Genomic DNA, 2,664 nt, shown 5'->3' with positions numbered 1-2,664 from the left:
TCCCCGGGCAGGAGGCCGGGGACGGGCTGGCGGACGTGCTGTTCGGTCGGGCCGAGGCGGGCGGCCGGCTGCCGACCACCTGGGGCGCCGCCCAGGAGGACGTACCGGTGCTCGACACCCTGCCCGCCCCGGACGGGCGGCTCCACTACGAGGAGGGCCCGCACATCGGCTATCGCGCCTGGCTGCGCTCCGGGTCCGTGCCGGCCTACTGGTTCGGCCACGGGCTGGGTTACACGGACTGGGAGTACGAGGAGCTGACGGCCCCGGCGAGCGTACGGGCCGGGGAACCCTTCGACGTACGGGTACGGGTGCGCAACTCGGGGCGGCGGCGCGGCCGCGAGGTGGTCCAGGTCTATCTGGCCAGGAGCGGGTCGGCGGTCGAGCGGCCGGTGCGCAGGCTGATCGGATACGCGGCCGTCGAGGCGGGGCCCAGGGAGAGCGTGGTCGCGGTGGTGCGGGTGTCCGGGCGGGCGCTGGCGCACTGGTCGGCCGAGCGGCACGGCTGGGAGACGGAGGCCGGCGGGTTCACGCTGCTGGGCGGCCGCTCGGCGGGCGAACTGCCGCTCACCGCGGCGCTGACGGCGGCCGGGGCGCCGCCCTCGTCCGGTCCCGGCGTTCCGGAGGCGGCAGATCGCGATGGAGAGCGCTCTCCGTCGGTGCTATAAATGCGCTCATGACGGATGATCTGCGCTCGGCCGGTACACCCACCCTGGAGGACGTGGCGAGGGCGGCCGGGGTCTCCCGCGCCACCGTCTCCCGGGTGATCAACGGAGTACGCAATGTCGATCCGGTGATCCAGGAGGCCGTGCGCCGGGCGGTCGCCCACACCGGATACGCGCCCAACCGCGCGGCACGCTCCCTGGTGACCCGGCGCACCGACGCCATCGCACTGGTGGTCTCGGGCGCCGGGGTCGAGTCCGGGCCCGCGGACAGTGCACGGACCTCCGGAGCCGATCCCGCGGAGGCGGGCGAGCCCGACAGCGGCTCCGCCTTCACGGCGCAGGTCTTCGCCGACCCGTTCTTCGGCCGGGTGGTGACCGGGGTGGTCAACTACCTGCGGCCGCGCGGAATGCACCCGGTGCTGATGTTCGCCGAGACGTCACGGGCCCGGGAGGACGTGGTCTCGTTCCTCCGCCAGGGCAGTGCCGACGGCGCCCTCGTCGTCTCGACGCACGCGGAGGACCCGCTGCCCGGTCTGCTGACGGACGCGGGACTGCCCGCGGTGCTGTACGCACGGCCCGCGCGCCCGGTCCGGATCAGCTATGTCGACCTCGCCCACCAGGACGGTGCGCGGCTGGCGGCCGAGCACCTGCTGGCGCGGGGCTGCCGCCGCATCGCGACCATCAGCGGGCCGCTCGACGTACCGGCCGGGCAGGAGCGGCTGGCCGGTTTCCGCGACACGATGACGCGGCTCGGGCATCCGTACATCCCGATCGCCGAGGGGCAGTTCACCCAGGAGAGCGGCGAGGCCGCGATGGAACGGCTGCTGGTCGAACATCCCGACCTGGACGCGGTGTTCGCGGCCAACGACCTGATGGCGGTGGGCGCCTGCCACGTCCTGCGGGAACACGGGAAACGGGTGCCCGAGGACGTCGCGGTGATCGGGTTCGACGACAGCAGCGCGGCGTCCGCCTGCCGTCCGCCGCTGACCACGATCCGTCAGCCGGTCGAGGCGATGGCCGCGGAGATGGCCCGGCTGCTGATCGAACGGCTGGCGAAGCCGGACGGGGCCGCGACCTCCGTGATCTTCGAACCGGCTCTGGTGGTGCGGGACTCGGCGTAGACCGGCGCAGAGCCTGGGCCGTGTCCGCGAAGTCCCGTTGGGGTTGCACCGCACCGGCCGCCGCGGACAGGATCGGGTGGTCGCCGCGCTACCTGATCGGGGTTCCCCTGTGAGTCTGACCGACCGGATACTTCCCCTCGCGGGTGTCGCCCTCGGGGCGCTCATGTCGTACGTGATGAGCACCCTGAACGAGCGGACGAGGTGGCGCAGGCAGCAGGCCGTGCGGTGGGACGAACACCGGCTGACGGCCTATGCCGAGTACGCGCACGCCGTCAAGGAGCTGGCGGCCCGCTACCGGACGCTCGCCGTCGCCCGCGGTCTGACGTCGGGGCCGATGTCTCCGGAGGCCACGCCCGAGGTGCTCGCGGAGCTCGGCCGGCTGGAGTCCCGGCGGTCGGCACTGTCCGAGACGCTCGCGCTGCTCGGCGACACCGAGGCGAACACCGCCTCCAAGACGCTGGACCACTGCGTGTGGCGGCTGGAGTGCCTGGCCCGCGGTATCCCCACCGAGGCCGAACAGGACTGGGACCAGGCGTACCTGGAGTTCCGTCAGGCGCGGGACCGCTACGTCACGCACGCGCGGGCCGACCTCGGCGTCCCGGGCGCCGTCGCCCGGGACGTGGCCTGGCCGCCCGCGTGGCGCCCCGCGAGCCGGTCGTCGCCCTCGCCGTGAGATGTGTGTGGCGCCCGCCCGTACGCCTGCGGAACGGCACGCCCCACCCCGTCCCGCGCCGCCTCACCCCGGCGCGTCCGAGGCGGTCCGCGGGCGCTCCCTCTTCCGTACGGCGTCCGCGGCGGTCCGGAACCCCGGCGCCGGGTTGCTGGGCGGGGGCTCGGGGGCCGGGCGGCTGCCGCCCCTGGCGAGGAAGTCGGCCAGCGGG

At 74.5% G+C, this 2,664-nt stretch carries 3 protein-coding genes; all 3 read left to right on the top strand.

The window, feature by feature from the left end; translation table 11 throughout:
- The coding region (locus tag J1C73_RS14810) for a fibronectin type III-like domain-contianing protein (RefSeq protein ID WP_207316787.1) at positions 1–665 on the top strand (665 nt) is incomplete at its 5' end.
- Positions 666–673: 8 nt separating this feature from the next.
- On the top strand, positions 674–1,783 hold the full coding sequence (locus J1C73_RS14805) for a LacI family DNA-binding transcriptional regulator (RefSeq protein ID WP_207316786.1): 1,110 nt from the start codon (positions 674–676) through the stop codon (positions 1,781–1,783).
- Between the two features lie 109 nt (positions 1,784–1,892).
- Complete coding sequence (locus J1C73_RS14800) at positions 1,893–2,456, top strand: hypothetical protein (protein WP_207316785.1); 564 nt, start codon at positions 1,893–1,895, stop codon at positions 2,454–2,456.
- Positions 2,457–2,664: the final 208 nt, after the last annotated feature.

Source organism: Streptomyces laculatispora (assembly GCF_017353455.1).
Classification (GTDB): domain Bacteria; phylum Actinomycetota; class Actinomycetes; order Streptomycetales; family Streptomycetaceae; genus Streptomyces; species Streptomyces laculatispora.
The sequence above is the reverse complement of the archived record's forward strand: the minus strand, read 5'-3'. Positions and strand labels throughout refer to the sequence as shown.